The sequence below is a fragment of the Xenorhabdus beddingii genome (assembly GCF_002127545.1).
Lineage (GTDB): Bacteria > Pseudomonadota > Gammaproteobacteria > Enterobacterales > Enterobacteriaceae > Xenorhabdus > Xenorhabdus beddingii.
In genome coordinates this window covers 52675-68197 of record NZ_MUBK01000007.1, presented here as the reverse complement: position 1 = coordinate 68197, position 15523 = coordinate 52675, and the positions used below count along the sequence as shown (strand labels likewise).

The following is a 15523-nucleotide window of genomic DNA, read 5'->3' as shown; positions in this document are numbered from 1 at the left end:
GTCAGGCACGCTCAGACATGCGGACTGGGTTCGATTAATCATCGGTAATTTTTTTTGAATTCGGTAAATCAATTGGCTGAAACCATTCAACATATGACAGAGGCGTATTATAGAGACTAATTTCTGTGAAATGAATCAAAAAAACGGTTCTTGAATAGATTTATATACGGAAGGGGAAAAATAAGCTGACTCATGTTAAAGAAATCAGAGAGTTATTGCGCAAACAGCGTGCAATTGAATTTTTAGTGGCTATGACAGATTGGAGAACAATTGGACCACTGAGATGGCGCTTACAGGGAGATCCAGCGGGAAAAGCCAATAAAAAAACAGGGGGTAAAAGAAATGACTTTAACGAAAGATTGAATGCTATATGGTGCGTCCGAGTGGACTCGAACCACCGACCCCCACCATGTCAAGGTGGTGCTCTAACCAACTGAGCTACGGACGCACATAAAATTCTTTGTTGTCTTAGCCTGATATTTGGTGCGTCCGAGTGGACTCGAACCACCGACCCCCACCATGTCAAGGTGGTGCTCTAACCAACTGAGCTACGGACGCAATCTAAATTACCGTGGCTGACAACGGGGACGAATATTAACGGGCACAGAACTTTCTGGCAAGGGAAAAAACACAAATTCTTGTTCAACCGCTCGTATTTACATCTTTTAGCGTGAATTTGCAGCTTTTCCCTTGGGTTGATAAGTTAATGCGCTAAATTAACGGGCAGAACGTTTCAGAACAGCGTGGGCAGACTGTTTTTGTGTCCACAGAATTCGGTAACCCATCATAAGTGCCGCTGCGGTCAAACCAATAATGAACCCGATCCAGAAGCCCTGTGGCCCCATCGGTTCAGTAACATAATCAGTCAGCGCCAGAACATATCCGCTAGGCAGCCCTAAGAGCCAATAAGCAATAAAGGTAATAAAGAAAATTGAACGGGTATCTTTATACCCACGCAGTACGCCTGACCCAATGACCTGCACGGCATCGGAAAGTTGATAAATGGCCGCAAACAGCATCAAATGGGAGGCTAGCATGACAACTTCAGGGTTATCGTTGTACATGAATGCAATTCGTTCGCTGAACAGTATCGTGAAAGTAGCGGTCAGACAGGCCGTGATCAAGCCGACAATAAGGCTGGTATAAGCGGCTATTTTGGCGCCTTCAGTTGACTTCTGTCCAAGGTTATAACCCACGCGAATGGTTGCGGCGATGCCAAGGGACAGCGGAAACATAAACATCATGGAACTGAAGTTGAGGGATATCTGATGCCCGGCAACGGCAACGACGCCAAGCGGGGAAACCAGCAATGAAACAACGGCAAAAAGTGTCACCTCAAAGAACATTGCCAATGCAATGGGTAAACCAAGCAGGGTAATCCGTTTTTGGGTATGCCATTGCGGGCCTGAAAAATGGCTAAATGTCTGAATATCTTTTTGAGAAGGCGAATATTTTATATAGGCAAGCAGTAGCAAAAACATGACCCAGTAAACCGTTGCTGTTGCGACACCACAACCCACACCGCCCAATTCTGGTGCCCCAAATTTGCCGTAAATGAAAATATAATTGACGGGAATATTAACCAATAACCCGGCAATGCCGATTATCATTGCCGGTTTGGTCTTCGACAATCCTTCACATTGGCCACGCAATACCTGATAAAACAAGTAACCAGGCGCTCCCCACATAATGGCATGGATAAAATCCGTGGCTTTTTGTGCCAAGACAGGATCGACGTTATGCTGCGCTGCTATAATATATTGGCTGTTATACAATACCGCGATGATCAAGATAGAAAGGAAAGTTGCAAGCCAGAATCCTTGTTGGATCTGAGACGCGACATTTTTTCTTTGGCCGGAACCATTCATGTGTGCCACGATGGGGGTTAAAGCGAGCAATAAGCCTTGACCAAACAGAATAGTTGGCAGCCAAATTGATGTGCCAACGGCAACCGCAGACATTTCAATAGCCCCGGCTTTACCTGCCATGACTGTATCGACAAAACCCATCGCCGTTTGTGAAAACTGTGCGATGATGACGGGGATCCCCAGAGCGAGCAAACTACGCGCTTCATTTAAATACTTCTGCACGTACTACACCTTTTTTGATTGAAAATTAAGTAGAAAAACACGGAATATTTCTGCGAGCAAACGATGTTAGTGGAAAATATATCGTTTATAAGCCGTTTATTGTATAGGACTTATTTTATTAAAGCCAATCGTTGTACTAAGTTTATACTCAATAATTGAAACTATATTCAACTAAAACTACACTCAACCGAACTCGTGTTTAAAGATGATGAGTAGGTTAAACTAATCTGCTATGTAAGATGATTAAAGAGGTTCCCATGTTTACAGGTATCGTTCAGGGAAAAGCGGCAGTCGTTGCCATTGATGAGAAAATACATTTTCGGACCCATGTTGTCCAGTTCCCGGCTGAATTGTTACCCGGAATTGAAACGGGAGCTTCTGTTTCCCATAATGGCTGTTGTTTGACTGTAACGAAGATCGAAGGTGATTTAATTAGCTTTGATTTAATGAAAGAAACACTGCGCTTGACCAACCTTGGTGAGCTTAACATTGGCGATTTAGTCAATCTGGAAAGGGCGGCTAAATTTGGTGATGAAATCGGTGGGCATCTGATGTCTGGTCATGTTATTACAACAGCGGAGATTGCTAAGATCTTCACTTCAGAAAATAACCATGAAATCTGGTTTCGGCTCCACGATAAACAATTGATGAAATATATCCTGCATAAAGGTTTTATTGGCATTGATGGGATTAGCCTGACCATAGGGGACGTTGTGAATAACCGTTTCTGTGTTCATTTAATCCCAGAAACACTGGAACGCACAACCTTGGGTAAAAAACGCCTTGGTCAAAAGGTCAATATTGAGATTGACTCGCAAACTCAGGCAATCGTCGATACCGTAGAACGGGTGATGGCTCAGAAAGAGCAGGAACGATTGTTGTCACAGGTTGAAGAAGAGTAAATATATCACTGAGTTGTGATAACCCTTTTTACAGTAAATCCCTCAATAGAACATGGAAGCTACAGAATATAACTTCTGTAGCTTTTGGAACCTTATCTATCAAGTATTTCTTATCTTGGTACTCGCAATCCGTTTTCAATGCCTTGCGGGCTAAATACGATTTGCCAGAGTTGAATATCTCTTGCACGAAATGCGCCGGCACAGGCATTTAAGTAATAGCTGAACATCCGTTTGAAGCGTGGACTATAGTTATGCTCTATTTCATGCCAGCTTGCAGTAAAACGCTTATACCATTCCATCAGTGTCAGATCATAATCTGCCCCGAAGTTGTGCCAATCTTCCATGACAAATTTTCCATTCGTCGCTTTAGCAATCTTTGAAATCGATGGCAGGCAGCCATTGGGGAAGATATATTTGGAGATCCAGGCATCGGCACCCGATTTATCAATATTAGAACCGATGGTATGGAGAAGGAACAGGCCATCAGGCTTCAAGTTCTTTTTCACTATATGGAAATAGTTATCATAATTTTTAGGACCAACATGCTCGAACATGCCGACGGAAACAATGCGGTCAAACTGGAGGTTAAGGTTCCGGTAATCTTCAAGGATGATTTTTACATCCAGATCTTTACAGCGCTCCTGAGCATATTTTTGTTGTTCGGCTGAGATTGTCACTCCAGTGACAGAAACACCGTAATTTTCTGCTGCATAGGCAGCCAATCCTCCCCACCCACAGCCGATATCCAATACAGTCATGCCTGGAGACAGTTGTAGTTTTTCGCAAATCAGGCGGAGTTTATGGGATTGAGCTTCCTCCAGAGTACTGGCATCTTTCCAGTAACCACAAGAATATTGCATATGAGGATCAAGAATGCGGGTAAACAGGTCATTACCTAAATCATAATGTTCTTCACCGACAATCCAAGCGCGTTTAGGGGATTGTAAATTAAAGATACGAGAGGTAATTATCTGCAAAATATCTTTAGTGTTTTTGGGGATCCGATGTTCCAAACCTGCCCGTAATATTTTATAAAAGAAAATATCAAGGCGATCACACTCCCACCAGCCATCCATATAACTTTCACCCAGCCCCAAGGAGCCTACTTTCAATACTCGCTTATAGAAATTGGGATTTTTAATGCGGATATCGAAAGGACGCTTGCCATTGATGTCAATATCAGCTTCCTGAAGCAATTCATAGGCGATCCTATGCCAAGAATCCGTTATTGTTTTTTTTCCTTCAACGAAAGATGAACTCATATACTCTCCAACATTTGTGTGATGGAATTTGTAGGTGTTATTTTTGTAGCTGATTTTTATTATGTTAAAGCCATAGAATCTTATTTTGGAAAAGATAAAGAAATTAAATTAAAATATAATGTTACTTGTCCATCCTGAAATTAAATAGGGCCTCAATGTCCTGAAAACCTCAAATTCCGAGTTTTTTAGAATAATGGATACGTAGGAGTATATGAGTGAAATGGTATTTAAACAATCATCTAAAGGCCACATAATAGTGTAACCTTTAGATAATAATGTTCTTAATTATTATTTTTTCAAGAAATTGTTTAACTTAGGTTTAGGGATTATTTCCCGTATTTTTCTTTTGTAACCAATAACCTATCGCCATCGGAGCAACGGTAAGGGCCATAACGGTTGTCGTAGATAAGAGAGGATATTTCATAAATATCGAGACAACCATACTCGCGATAAAACAAAGGCCCAATTGAAGGGCATTTTGCAATGCAGCAGCCTTACCACTGTCTTTAGGATAAACAGAAAGGGCGTTCGCCACAGCAATGGGATAGGATGCACCATTCATGGCAGCCATAACACAGAAAGGAATGAGAATGGCCAGAAATGAAGGTTCACTTAATAGGGAAATCAAATAAATGCTGATCATGCTTACCGCATAACCCACTAACAAAAATGGGAATACCGTTTCACTTTTCACTTTTTCCAATAAGATACGGCAACCATAGCCACCCACCATGAATGCCAACGTTTGAGGAATATAACTCAGACCAATGTCGGTAGGATCATAGCCCATATTCTTCAAAATCGTTGGTGAACCCGTTAACCAAGCAAAGAACCCCGCACTGCAAGCAGCGTAAATCAATACATTTCCACTAAAAACAGGGGAATTCAGTAAGGTAAAGAAAGAAACCTTCTTTTTATCGGTGGATACTTCGATATTCTTACATTTATTGCTCAGGCGGAAGGTGGGGATCAATAGTAAGAGTGTGACTGCCATTAATACCAGGAAAATGATCCTCCAACCATCATGAATCAATAACCAAGCGCCTAACAAAGGGGCTAGGGCAGGGGAAAGGGCGACCAGAGGCATGATCATAGCAAAAACACGTTTCGCACGTTCTGCATCATATCTATCGACGACCAAAGCCTGCCAGGAAACCGCAGCGGAACAAACACCAACGGCTTGAATAAACCTCAGCACCAGCAATTGGGTGGCATCCGTGATCCAGAGCATACCTAAACAGCTAATGGAAAACAGAGATAGTCCGATAATAAGAACAGGTTTTCTGCCCAGGCGGTCAGACAATTGCCCCCATAAAAGTTGGGCAAAGGCAAAACCGGCAAGAAAAAGGCTCAGACTCGCACTGATGGCATTTTCTGATGTACCTAATTCTGCTTTCATTGCATCGAAAGCGGGCAGATACATATCGATGGCCAAATAACCGAGCATGCTCAGGCCGGCGAGATAAAACATGAATGGAATTGAATTTTTATTTGTTGCCATTGTGTTGATAACTTGAAGTGGTAGTTGATAAGAATATACCGACTTATTCTATATGGCATGATTTTTACTTGTGAAACGGTAATATTTGCACCATGCTGTGAAAAAAATTGAAAGGAATATCTATGTGGTCTGAATACTCTCTGGAAGTCGTTGATGCTGTTGCCAGAACAGGAAGTTTTAGTGCTGCTGCATCAGAGCTTCATCGTGTGCCTTCTGCCATCAGCTACACGGTAAAACAGCTTGAAGAATGGCTGGCGGTACCTTTATTTGAACGCCGTCACCGTGATGTGGATTTAACTGAGGCCGGGGCTGTTTTTGTTAAAGAAGCCCGATCTGTTATCAAAAAAATGAATCACACACGGCACCAATGTCAGCAAGTCGCCAATGGTTGGCGGGGACAATTCAGTATTGCGGTTGATCAAGTCGTCAAGCCTGAACGAACTCTCCGGTTGATTTTGGATTTTTACCGCCATTTTCCAGATATTGAATTATTTATTTATCCTGAGGTTTTTAATGGGGTGTGGGATGCCCTTGTGGATGGAAGAGTGGATGTTGCTATCGGGGCGACACGCGCCTCCCCTGTCGGCGAACGATATAGTTTTAGGGATATGGGATTCATGCCTTGGTTATGTGTAGCCAGTCCTGAACATGAACTGGCTGCGATATCGGGAAAATTGAACGATGACCAAATGCGGGCTTATTCCAGTTTGTGTCTTGAAGATACTTCGCGCAGTTTACCTAAACGTGATACATGGGCTTTAAATAATCAACGGCGATTGGTTGTCCCTGACTGGGATGTCGGATTGAATTGCCTGATGGATGGGTTGTGTGTCGGAATGGTGCCCAAGCATCGTGCACTACCATTGATCCGTAAAGGAAAATTAATAGCACTGGAACTTGAACAACCACTACCCGATAGCCCATGTTGTTTAACATGGTCAGAAAAATGCCATTCACCAGCATTAAGTTGGTTGCTTGGTTATCTTGGTGATAGTGAAACGCTTAATGCTGAATGGTTACAGGAAAATTAGCTATCAACGGCGATAATCGATGAAAGGTCCATCCGCTACAGAGCGGCGTTCAACGAGGCGCGGGTGGACTTCAATAGTTTGTGCATCCTCACGTTTATTGACGATTCTGTCCAGCAGCATTGAAAAGGCCATTTGCCCCAAACGTTCCTTGGGTTGATGGATGGTTGTCAATGCTGGCGTAAAGTAACGGGCATTGCGAATATTGTCATAACCAATAATAGAAATGTCTTGTGGAACACGTAATCCCAACTCATCAGCCGCACAAATGGCTCCCATTGCCATGACATCCCCACCACAGAAAACCGCTGTTGGGCGTTGTTTTTGATTCAGGATCTTACACATGGCCTGATAACCGGATTCAGGCTCAAAATCACCCTGTACAATCCACTCATCCCGAACGGCGATATTGGCTTCCTTCAGCGCCTTGAGAAAACCTTGGTGACGTCCGCCCCCGGTGTTTCTCGCCAATGGTCCTGGAATAGATGCAATATCACGATGACCGCGCTCAATAAGGTAACGGCCTGCAAGATAACCCCCATGAAAGGCGTTATCAATAATGGCATCGGTAAAATCCCCTCTGGATTCACCCCAGTCCATAACCACCATAGGGATATTGCGATAGTCTTCCAGCATACCCAAAAGTTGTTCAGGATATTCTGAACACATTACCAGTAAACCGTCTACGCGTTTTTGCGCCAACATGGCGAGGTAGGCTTTCTGCTTATCAAGATTGTTATGGGAATTACATAAAATCAGCGTATAGCCTTTGCCATAGCAGCTATTTTCGACAGACTCTATGATTTCAGCAAAATAGGGCGCTTCACTTGATGTTGCCAGCAATCCAATGGATTTGGTGTGGTTGACTTTCAAGCTACGGGCAACAGCGCTGGGGGAATAATTTAGCTCTTTAATTGCAGCCCAAACAGCGGCCTTGGTATCTTCGGCGACGAAACGGGTTTTATTGATAACATGGGATACGGTTGTGGTCGAAACACCAGCGCGTTTAGCCACATCTTTAATCGTTGCCATGATAAAAAAGACTCCTGACCTTATGGTCTAATTTATACACCCTTCATTTTTCAGGTTGCCATGCGGCAACCTGAAATCTATCGGGCATAGAGATTTGTTAATCGTTTGCCAATATATTTATATATAGAATGATGCTTGGCAATAAGTTAGCGATAAACCTTGAATTTTGTCTGATCTAGCTCAAAAGTGAAAGTAATAATCGATGTTATAAAGAGTATGGCCTAAGGATTACGGTATGGGTATGGTTTTTTAGGTAATGCGATGAATAATCATTCAGCACTTATGGTGTTGAGGTGTCTTAATTTTCACATTGAGGATATTCTATGGATACAGATCTGAAGCTGGGATTATTGGCTGCCGGCAGTGCATTAATCATGATTGTTTTTCTGGGAAGCCTGTGCCTTATCTAACCAAGATTTGAAAAAACATTGAGGATAACATCTTTGCTTTAAGGGTAGGTTCTCCGGTATTCATAATACAGTGAATAGCGGAAAACCTGCCCTGATTATTTTAAACTGAGATGAGAATTAATCTTATTAAGCCAGATTTTCTTCAACAAATTTCCAGTTGACCAAAGCCCAGAAGTGCTCCAAATATTGCGGGCGGGCATTGCGGTAATCGATGTAATATGCGTGTTCCCAAACATCAACTGTCAGTACAGGTTTGTCTTCACCCGTCAGCGGGGTGGCTGCGTTAGAAGTGTTAACGATAGCAAGGCTGCCGTCAGTTTTCTTGACCAGCCAAGTCCAGCCGGAACCGAAGTTTTTCAGGGCGGAATCGGTAAACTGCTGTTTGAACTCAGCAAAAGAACCGAAAGCGCTGTTGATGGCATCTGCTACTTTCCCAATGGGTTCACCACCACCATTTGGTGACAGACTGTGCCAGTAGAAAGTGTGGTTCCAGACTTGTGCTGCGTTATTGAAAATACCGCCTTCAGACGTTTTGATGATGTCTTCCAGTGATTTTTCGGCAAGCTCAGAATCTTTAATCAGATTGTTCAGGTTTACAACATAAGCGTTGTGATGTTTGCCGTAATGATATTCTAGAGTTTCTGCAGAAATGTGTGGTTCCAAGGCATCTTTGGCATAAGGTAATGCTGGTAATTCAAAAGACATTGCATGCTCCTTTTTAATATCGGGTTTTTGGCTCTGTAAACCATGATTTATAAGGGACTTATCATGGGCAGAGCAAATTTGAACTTATTATCATGTTGCTGTTTTGATAATTATCTTAACAACTTTTCCGCTAAATAACAGAGGAAAAGAGACTATTGAGTTGCGAACAGATGCAGAACTGAACTATAACATGGGTGAATAAAGTCAGTTGGGATAAAAATACCTGATAAAAACTTGCTGTAAATCATGGTAAAAATTTGCTACAGAAAGTTCTCGGTAGAAAAATCAGCGTGGAAAGTGGTATTCTGAATCAATCTTTTCTGATGCTGATAAATAGCGCTTGCAGTTTAAGGAAGCAAAAATGACGACTATTAATACGAATACAACAACTGAAGACATCATTGAAAAAATCAAACGCCAGATTAGTGAGAACCCAATTCTGCTGTACATGAAAGGTTCTCCTAAGTTGCCGAGCTGTGGTTTCTCTGCCCAGGCAGTTCAGGTTTTATCTGCCTGTGGTGAGCGTTTTGCCTATGTGGATATTCTGCAAAATCCGGATATTCGTGCTGAGTTGCCTAAATATGCGCATTGGCCAACATTTCCTCAGCTATGGATCGATGGTGAGCTGGTGGGCGGATGTGATATTTTGGTTGAAATGTACCAACGTGGTGAATTACAAACATTGATCAAAGAAACGGCTGACAAGTACCGTGAGCAAGAAGCCGGTGAATAATCCATCGGCATGATGGATGGTCACTGTGTAGCCCCATATCTATGATGGATATGGGGCTTAATGTATTAGGATTCGCGATCAGCGGAAGGTAACGGCCAGCCACCGAGCCGTTTCCAGCGATTAACGAGTTCGCAGAAAAGCAGGGCAGTTCGGTCGGTATCATAAAGTGCGCTGTGGGCTTGATGACTGTCAAAGGGTATTTCGGCAGTGATACAGGCTTTGGCGAGGATTGTCTGACCAAGAACCAATCCACTGAGTGCGGCAGTATCAAACGTAGCGAAAGGATGGAATGGGTTACGCTTCAAACCAGAACGTTCCGCAGCAGCCATAACAAAATTATGATCAAAACTGGCATTGTGGGCGACCATGATTGCGCGGTTACAATTAGTGTCTTTCATTCCTTTGCGGACCATTTTGAAAATGGCATGTAATGCAGTGTATTCACTGACGGCGCCTCGCAAGGGATTTTGGGGGTCTATGCCTGTGAATGCCAGAGCAGCAGGATCAAGGTTAGCACCTTCAAAAGGGTCGATATGGAAGTGCAGTGCATCAGCGGGTGTCAGCCAGCCTTCTTCATCCATTTTTAACGTGATTGCAGCAATTTCAAGTAAAGCATCCGTACGCGCATTAAAGCCACCGGTTTCGACATCAATGACAACAGGATAGTAGCCACGAAAGCGTCCGCTTAACATGTTTTGATCGTTTTTATTAGACATCTGATTTTCAGTTCTTAACTTCAGGATTCTGTTTTTAACTCTGGAATAGTGTCTATTATGACAAAATTTGGCTTGTCTTGCAGAAGTAATCTATACCCAAATCCAACGCTAAGAATAAAGGGCAGAAAGGATGCCCTTTTGTATGTAGGTAAATATACCGCTTGCTTCTCAAACGGCAGCTCAAACCTATTTGATCATTAGTTTCCCAAGGCATTACTGGCACTTGTGTTTTCGATAAGTTCGATCTTATAGCCATCGGGGTCTTCAACAAAAGCAATAACCGTCGTCCCGCCTTTGACGGGTCCGGCCTCGCGGATGACATTCCCACCAGCGAGCTTAATACGTTCGCAGGTTGCCGCGACATCATCGACACCTAACGCGATGTGTCCAAATGCAGTTCCCATTTCGTAGTTTTCAACGCCCCAATTATAGGTTAACTCAATGACTGCACCTTGGCTTTCATCGGTATAACCCACAAATGCAAGGGAATATTTATACTCTGGATTTTCACTGGTGCGAAGTAAACGCATACCCATTACCTGAGTGTAGAAATCAATCGAGTGCTGCAGGTTGCCAACACGGATCATAGTATGGAGTAAACGCATGATTACCTCTTGATATTTAAGGTTTTAGTTCGATAAATGGCTTTATTGCAAAACTTTGCTCATTAACTCTGGATATGTCTGTTTAGACTATAACTTGTGTAGATAAAATAATTCAATTCATCTTTCTTTTATTTGATTTCCTTTAGTTATTATCCCATCTTGAATTGTTATGTTGCAGGCTTATACTGGTCAATAAGGTAGACATTTTTGCTGGGGAAGAAGTTGACAAGTCTAGATGCAGGAGGATCAGATGGCTGAACAATTAGAATTTTTTGCTATCCCAAACCCTTGCCGGGGGATTTGTGAATCTGACTCCCGGGGTTTTTGTCGAGGATGCTATCGGAGCAGGGAAGAACGATTTATATGGACAACATTATCGGATAGTGAAAAAAGAAAAATATTGCGGTTATGTCACCATAGATCTCTAAGAGCATTAAAAATAAAAGATAAAGATAGTGATATTATACTAAATCATCCAAGTTTATTTTAATTTTATACTGAATTGGTGAAAAAACTTGCTTACATGAATAATATTTCATAATTAACTTAAAAATAAAAAAATATTACCAGTAAAAAATGATGTAATTTTTACATCATATCTCTTTTATTTGACATAAGTCATTTTAAAATATCACTTATGTTGACTAATTTAGGTATTTTAGTAAGAATTTCTTATCAAAGAATTATTTATTGAACAATAAAAGAGCTGGTTTATTATCTCATTGTTTTTTATATTATTTATTCTGATATTGACACTATCTGTAAGAGAAAAATGATATTAATGTAAAAATATATAGATTAGTATCTGGATGGCGGTTATTCTTATGGAACTTTAACCGAGTGGAAATGTATATATTTTGGGGGTTTGTATTTTTTTTGTTGATATTTAAAATTATAATAGTTTAGTTGAAGGATTATTTTATACAGTTTATATCGTTGGTGAATTAATGCGCAATTTTATTCGATGCGCCGTAAAACTTCGTTCTTTAGGGAGACGAAGATGTCAACTTTGAGTAACAAACCAACGCGACACTAATTAGGTAATTAGCGAAATTTCTGACCCTGCTAATGTAAGCATGATATAGGGTGCGTATCCATTATTCATATGAATAAACTGATTGGATAATCCATTGATGTTATATGAGTCTCTAATTATAAGGAGGGGTAATTGGAATTGACATTGGGATCAGATCTGGCTCGTTTAGTCCGTGTTTGGCGTGCTTTAATTGATCATCGTTTGAAACCGTTGAAATTAACTCAGACGCATTGGGTTACTCTATACAATATTAGTCAACTACCACCAGAACAGTCACAGATACAGCTCGCAAAGGCCATTGGCATTGAGCAGCCATCTCTGGTGAGAACGCTTGATCAATTAGAAGAAAAGAAACTGATTACACGCCACACATGTGCCAATGATCGGCGAGCAAAAAGAATCAAATTAACCGGAGAATCGGAAACTTTTATCAGAGAAGTAGATAGTGTTATTGATTCAACAAGGAAAGAAATTTTGGAGGGAATTACTCATGATGAGTTAATTCTGCTTGCTTCTGTAATAAAAAAAATCGAAAAAAATATTAGCCAATTACACAAACAGGTAATATAAAAATAAAATCGCGGTTCAGACATTAGTAAACCGCGATTTTTAGTTTTGTGCTACTTGAGCGTTTCAGAGTGGCGATACAGTCAGGGTATCTCCGAAATTGGCGATTTTGACCCGTTGCCCTCTGCTGAATGCAACCCGATCCAATTTTTGTACTACGATGATGTTTTTTCCGCTATCTGTACGAACTTCTAGTTCAACACCTTTCGTTTGATCTACAACACCTTCGATTCCTTGTCCGGCTAAACCACCTGCGATAGCACCAGCAGCCGTAGCAATCCTTTGACCAGAACCACCACCAACCGTATTACCTAACAGCCCACCCAAAACGGCGCCGCCAATGAGGCCCAACATATTGGGGTCGCCAGCCTGATTACCTTTGATAGTGACAGGGCGCACAGATAGGATAGTGCCATAGGTTACAGCTTGAGCTTGTTTGGCTTGATCCATAGTATAAGTATCACTAGAAAGTGCCCCCATGTCTGCACAACCAGACAATGTGGTTACTACGACTGCACCAACCAGGAAACGTTTAAACATAGTCACTCCTAATTTTACTGCCTGATAGGGGCGCTTGATAATAAATCGATAATCAAGCATTCAGCTACTCTTGTTCGTAGCGGATACTATTGTTAGTAGCGGGAATAATAAATCTGTCGGCCACTAATGACTCATATCTACATATATAATAAGTGCTCACGAACAACTCTGAAAGGAATAATTCCTGACCAAGAGTCTAGCATGTTTTGTGAAGAGCTTTCCAAAACTCAGATTTTATCCCTGATAATGATCATTAAACATATATAGCCGAATGGATGTGTTTTATAGTTTACTCAAGATTAAATGTAATCCATTCTTTAATAGGGGAATATTTATGAAGTCAGGGCGTTATATTGGTGTGATGTCTGGCACCAGCATGGATGGTGTTGATGTTATTCTGGCGGAAATTAGTGATAAAGCGGTTACTCAGCAAGTGAGTTATAACCATCCTTTCCCGCAAGAACTAAAACAAAAATTGCTTTCCATCTGTCAGGGGCAGCAAACGACATTATCAATGGTAGGAAGATTTGATTATGAGCTTGGCACTCTTTTTGCGGAATCAGTGCAGGGTCTGCTGGATAAAGCGGGGTTGACTGCGAATGATGTTACTGCAATCGGGTGCCATGGGCAGACAGTATGGCATGAGCCAGATGGCGAAAAACCGTTTACCATGCAAATCGGTGACAATAATCGTGTTGCCGCACTGACCAATATTACAACCGTAGGTGATTTCAGGCGACGTGATATGGCTTATGGTGGCCAAGGAGCGCCTCTGGTACCTGCATTCCATATGGCTGTATTGGGTCACCCGACCGAGAGGCGTATTATTTTGAATATTGGTGGAATTGCGAATATCTCCGCGCTTCTGCCTGATTCTGCGGTTAAAGGGTATGATACTGGGCCTGGAAACATGTTGATGGATGCCTGGGTATGGCGACATAAGCAAATACCTTATGACAAAAATGCGTTATGGGCGCGTGAAGGTAATGTCAATGAATCCTTGCTCCTGAAAATGCTTTCTGATCCCTATTTTGCACGCACCGCACCAAAGAGCACAGGACGTGAATACTTTAATATGGCGTGGTTGGAAAAACAGCTGGCAGACTTCCCTGAAATTGTTCCCGTGGATGTTCAGGCAACGCTGGCTGAATTAACGGCTGTAAGTATTGCTCAACAGGTTGTGTTGAGTGGTGGATGCGATCGCCTTTTGGTTTGTGGTGGTGGTGCAAGAAACCCACTTGTGATGAGTCGGTTATCCGCTTTATTGCCGGACTCTGAAGTGGCGACGACAGACAAATATGGATTGAGTGGTGATGACATGGAAGCGTTGGCATTTGCTTGGTTGGCATTTCGTACTATGTCTGGATTGTCAGGTAATCTGCCATCAGTAACGGGAGCTGACAGGGAAACGATTTTAGGGGCAATTTACCCCGTAGTTAGCGAATGAAAATCAGTTGGACGCTATTTATGATGGCTATATGAAAAATCGAGAATGAGAAATGTCAGAACATAATGAAACCGCTATTGCGGAACTGCGTCGCGAATATATACGTGGTGGGTTAAGGCGCAAAGATCTTACTCAAGAACCCATTGAACTTTTTGAACGTTGGTTCAAACAGGCGTGTGAGGCCAAACTCAGCGATCCGACAGCAATGTGTATCGCCACGGTAGATGAGCACGGTCAGCCTTACCAGCGTATTGTTCTATTAAAGCATTTTGACGCTCACAGCCTAATTTTTTATACCAACCTTGGCAGCCGTAAGGCGAAACATCTGGCCCAGAATAATCGGATCAGTCTCCATTTTCCGTGGTATCAACTGGAAAGGCAGGTCAGTTTTCTCGGTAAGGCAGAAAAATTGTCTCCGACTGAAGTAGTAAAATATTTCCATAGCCGTCCAAGAGATAGCCAAATTGCAGCTTGGGCTTCCCAGCAATCTTCACGGGTTTCTGCAAGAGGTATTTTGGAAGGTAAGTTTTTAGAGTTGAAGCAGAAGTTCCAGAATGGGGAAGTTCCTTTGCCCAGTTTTTGGGGGGGATTCAGAGTCAAATTTGATTCGGTGGAATTCTGGCAGGGAGGCGCTCATCGTCTTCATGATCGTTTTCTGTATCAGCGTGAAGGTGAGGAATGGCATGTCGATCGTTTGGCGCCTTAACACCGATCGCTTGGCGCTTTAACGACATCGCGGCTTTATACTGAATGCCTTGTACCGGATGAAACCCGATGATTTTCAAGATGCAGCCAACCAAGCTGCAACTTGAAAGACGACGGAGATAATTACCGTTTTTAATACTGGCACTTATATTACGGGCGTTTTATGCTATAGCACGTGATTTATAACGAGATACTTATATAAGTATACCCAAAATAATTCGAGTTGCATCGCGGCGGCAAGGGA

The 15523-nt window shown here is 42.2% G+C and carries 15 protein-coding genes and 2 tRNA genes; 7 read left to right on the top strand and 10 right to left on the bottom strand.

What is annotated here, in order from left to right; all coding sequences use genetic code 11:
- Nucleotides 1–371 precede the first annotated feature (371 nt).
- The 3 genes from Xbed_RS06035 to Xbed_RS06025 all read right to left on the bottom strand — a co-directional run bounded on the left by Xbed_RS06035 (nucleotide 372) and on the right by Xbed_RS06025 (nucleotide 2090).
- Nucleotides 372–448: transfer RNA gene (locus Xbed_RS06035), tRNA-Val, on the bottom strand.
- A gap of 33 nt (nucleotides 449–481) precedes the next feature.
- Nucleotides 482–558: transfer RNA gene (locus Xbed_RS06030), tRNA-Val, on the bottom strand.
- Between the two features lie 158 nt (nucleotides 559–716).
- A complete protein-coding gene (locus tag Xbed_RS06025; protein WP_086112024.1) occupies nucleotides 717–2090 on the bottom strand; it encodes an MATE family efflux transporter in 1374 nt (457 codons plus the stop codon).
- Between the two features lie 257 nt (nucleotides 2091–2347).
- On the opposite strand from Xbed_RS06025, the gene Xbed_RS06020 reads away from it, so the two are divergent.
- Nucleotides 2348–2992 carry a riboflavin synthase subunit alpha gene (locus tag Xbed_RS06020; protein WP_086112023.1) on the top strand — a complete coding sequence of 215 codons (645 nt, stop codon included), beginning with the start codon at nucleotides 2348–2350 and terminating at the stop codon, nucleotides 2990–2992.
- Nucleotides 2993–3102: 110 nt separating this feature from the next.
- Here the strand turns inward: Xbed_RS06020 and cfa are convergent, their stop codons facing one another.
- Both cfa and punC read right to left on the bottom strand, forming a co-directional pair.
- On the bottom strand, nucleotides 3103–4254 hold the full coding sequence (cfa, locus tag Xbed_RS06015; protein ID WP_086112022.1) for a cyclopropane fatty acyl phospholipid synthase: 1152 nt from the start codon (nucleotides 4252–4254) through the stop codon (nucleotides 3103–3105).
- Nucleotides 4255–4573: 319 nt separating this feature from the next.
- Nucleotides 4574–5755, bottom strand: a complete 1182-nt coding sequence (gene punC / locus Xbed_RS06010; protein WP_086112021.1) for a purine nucleoside transporter PunC — start codon at nucleotides 5753–5755, stop codon at nucleotides 4574–4576.
- Nucleotides 5756–5877: 122 nt separating this feature from the next.
- On the opposite strand from punC, the gene punR reads away from it, so the two are divergent.
- Nucleotides 5878–6786 carry a DNA-binding transcriptional activator PunR gene (gene punR, locus Xbed_RS06005; protein ID WP_086112020.1) on the top strand — a complete coding sequence of 303 codons (909 nt, stop codon included), beginning with the start codon at nucleotides 5878–5880 and terminating at the stop codon, nucleotides 6784–6786.
- A gap of 3 nt (nucleotides 6787–6789) precedes the next feature.
- On the opposite strand, the gene purR is transcribed toward punR, so the two are convergent.
- Both purR and sodB read right to left on the bottom strand, forming a co-directional pair.
- Nucleotides 6790–7815 carry an HTH-type transcriptional repressor PurR gene (purR, locus tag Xbed_RS06000; protein WP_086112019.1) on the bottom strand — a complete coding sequence of 342 codons (1026 nt, stop codon included), beginning with the start codon at nucleotides 7813–7815 and terminating at the stop codon, nucleotides 6790–6792.
- A 536-nt stretch (nucleotides 7816–8351) separates the two neighbouring features.
- Nucleotides 8352–8930, bottom strand: coding sequence for a superoxide dismutase [Fe] (sodB, locus tag Xbed_RS05995; protein WP_086112018.1), 579 nt, complete (start codon nucleotides 8928–8930; stop codon nucleotides 8352–8354).
- 361 nt (nucleotides 8931–9291) lie between these two features.
- On the opposite strand from sodB, the gene Xbed_RS05990 reads away from it, so the two are divergent.
- Nucleotides 9292–9663: a Grx4 family monothiol glutaredoxin gene (locus Xbed_RS05990; protein WP_086112017.1), complete on the top strand. Its 372-nt coding sequence runs from the start codon at nucleotides 9292–9294 to the stop codon at nucleotides 9661–9663.
- Between the two features lie 65 nt (nucleotides 9664–9728).
- Here Xbed_RS05990 and rnt read toward each other — a convergent pair whose 3' ends face one another.
- Nucleotides 9729–10379 (bottom strand): ribonuclease T, encoded by a 651-nt coding sequence (gene rnt / locus Xbed_RS05985; RefSeq protein WP_086112016.1) that lies wholly within the window; start codon nucleotides 10377–10379, stop codon nucleotides 9729–9731.
- Nucleotides 10380–10576: 197 nt separating this feature from the next.
- Nucleotides 10577–10984 carry a lactoylglutathione lyase gene (gene gloA, locus Xbed_RS05980; protein WP_086112015.1) on the bottom strand — a complete coding sequence of 136 codons (408 nt, stop codon included), beginning with the start codon at nucleotides 10982–10984 and terminating at the stop codon, nucleotides 10577–10579.
- A 250-nt stretch (nucleotides 10985–11234) separates the two neighbouring features.
- Here gloA and Xbed_RS05975 point away from each other — a divergent pair, with 250 nt between their 5' ends.
- Both Xbed_RS05975 and slyA read left to right on the top strand, forming a co-directional pair.
- The gene (locus tag Xbed_RS05975) at nucleotides 11235–11474 is read left to right on the top strand and encodes a DUF1289 domain-containing protein (RefSeq protein ID WP_086112014.1); all 240 of its coding nucleotides are present in this window, start codon (nucleotides 11235–11237) and stop codon (nucleotides 11472–11474) included.
- A gap of 678 nt (nucleotides 11475–12152) precedes the next feature.
- Nucleotides 12153–12590, top strand: coding sequence for a transcriptional regulator SlyA (slyA, locus tag Xbed_RS05970; RefSeq protein ID WP_069316026.1), 438 nt, complete (start codon nucleotides 12153–12155; stop codon nucleotides 12588–12590).
- 63 nt (nucleotides 12591–12653) lie between these two features.
- Here the strand turns inward: slyA and Xbed_RS05965 are convergent, their stop codons facing one another.
- A complete protein-coding gene (locus Xbed_RS05965; protein WP_086112013.1) occupies nucleotides 12654–13127 on the bottom strand; it encodes an outer membrane lipoprotein in 474 nt (157 codons plus the stop codon).
- Nucleotides 13128–13461: 334 nt separating this feature from the next.
- Here Xbed_RS05965 and anmK point away from each other — a divergent pair, with 334 nt between their 5' ends.
- The gene (gene anmK / locus Xbed_RS05960) at nucleotides 13462–14574 is read left to right on the top strand and encodes an anhydro-N-acetylmuramic acid kinase (protein ID WP_086112012.1); all 1113 of its coding nucleotides are present in this window, start codon (nucleotides 13462–13464) and stop codon (nucleotides 14572–14574) included.
- 52 nt (nucleotides 14575–14626) lie between these two features.
- Nucleotides 14627–15280 (top strand): pyridoxamine 5'-phosphate oxidase, encoded by a 654-nt coding sequence (gene pdxH, locus Xbed_RS05955; protein ID WP_086112011.1) that lies wholly within the window; start codon nucleotides 14627–14629, stop codon nucleotides 15278–15280.
- Nucleotides 15281–15523: the final 243 nt, after the last annotated feature.

Bases quoted from the DNA above. Each gene is read 5' to 3' on its own strand.
- Xbed_RS06020 (WP_086112023.1), top strand. From the start codon at position 2,348: ATGTTTACAGGTATCGTTCAGGGAAAAGCGGCAGTCGTTGCCATTGAT.
- cfa (WP_086112022.1), bottom strand. From the start codon at position 4,254: ATGAGTTCATCTTTCGTTGAAGGAAAAAAAACAATAACGGATTCTTGG.
- punC (WP_086112021.1), bottom strand. From the start codon at position 5,755: ATGGCAACAAATAAAAATTCAATTCCATTCATGTTTTATCTCGCCGGC.
- punR (WP_086112020.1), top strand. From the start codon at position 5,878: ATGTGGTCTGAATACTCTCTGGAAGTCGTTGATGCTGTTGCCAGAACA.
- purR (WP_086112019.1), bottom strand. From the start codon at position 7,815: ATGGCAACGATTAAAGATGTGGCTAAACGCGCTGGTGTTTCGACCACA.
- sodB (WP_086112018.1), bottom strand. From the start codon at position 8,930: ATGTCTTTTGAATTACCAGCATTACCTTATGCCAAAGATGCCTTGGAA.
- Xbed_RS05990 (WP_086112017.1), top strand. From the start codon at position 9,292: ATGACGACTATTAATACGAATACAACAACTGAAGACATCATTGAAAAA.
- rnt (WP_086112016.1), bottom strand. From the start codon at position 10,379: ATGTCTAATAAAAACGATCAAAACATGTTAAGCGGACGCTTTCGTGGC.
- gloA (WP_086112015.1), bottom strand. From the start codon at position 10,984: ATGCGTTTACTCCATACTATGATCCGTGTTGGCAACCTGCAGCACTCG.
- Xbed_RS05975 (WP_086112014.1), top strand. From the start codon at position 11,235: ATGGCTGAACAATTAGAATTTTTTGCTATCCCAAACCCTTGCCGGGGG.
- Xbed_RS05965 (WP_086112013.1), bottom strand. From the start codon at position 13,127: ATGTTTAAACGTTTCCTGGTTGGTGCAGTCGTAGTAACCACATTGTCT.
- anmK (WP_086112012.1), top strand. From the start codon at position 13,462: ATGAAGTCAGGGCGTTATATTGGTGTGATGTCTGGCACCAGCATGGAT.
- pdxH (WP_086112011.1), top strand. From the start codon at position 14,627: ATGTCAGAACATAATGAAACCGCTATTGCGGAACTGCGTCGCGAATAT.